This window comes from Pseudovibrio sp. POLY-S9, assembly GCF_001431305.1.
Taxonomy (GTDB): Bacteria; Pseudomonadota; Alphaproteobacteria; order Rhizobiales; family Stappiaceae; genus Pseudovibrio.
Window position 1 is genome coordinate 163,404 of record NZ_LCWX01000237.1, and the last position, 577, is coordinate 163,980.

A 577-nucleotide genomic window follows, 5' to 3' on the forward strand; every position below is an offset into this window, starting at 1 on the left:
GCTGTATCTGTGGTTCAGCTGGCGTGGATTTGACCTTTTTGGCATTCAGGTTTCTGAGCAGGCTTTGCGACAAGGCAACCCAGCCGGACCGGATATCTTCTTCGGCACTATCATCATTTTAACAGTGCTGGAGATCGCGCGCCGGACCATTGGTATCGTGCTGCCGCTGATCATTCTGGTCTTCATCGGCTATGCGCTTTTGGGGCCATATATTCCGATCCAAATCCTGAAGCATCCGGGCGTGGACTGGCGGCAGTTCGTCAACAACATGTACTTCCCGTTTGAAGGCATTTTTGGCGTTACGCTCTGGGTCGTTTCAACTGTTGTGTTTCACTTCGTGCTGTTTGGTGTTGTGGCGCAGCGCATGGGACTTGGGCAGTTCTTCGTTGATAATGCGATGATCCTAGCCGGACGCTATACAGGCGGACCTGCGAAGGTTTCCGTTGTCTCCTCCGCTTTCTTCGGCACTATCTCCGGCTCTTCCATCGCCAACACGGTTTCCACCGGTTCGCTGACCATTCCCAATATGAAGAAGCTTGGATATCCAGGTCACTTTGCGGGCGGTGTTGAAGCTGCG

1 protein-coding gene is annotated in these 577 nt (G+C 53.2%); it reads left to right on the top strand.

Features of this window, described 5'->3' with window-relative positions:
* The coding region (locus PPL9_RS31625) for a TRAP transporter large permease subunit (RefSeq protein WP_152986827.1) at positions 1 to 577 on the top strand (577 nt) is incomplete at both ends.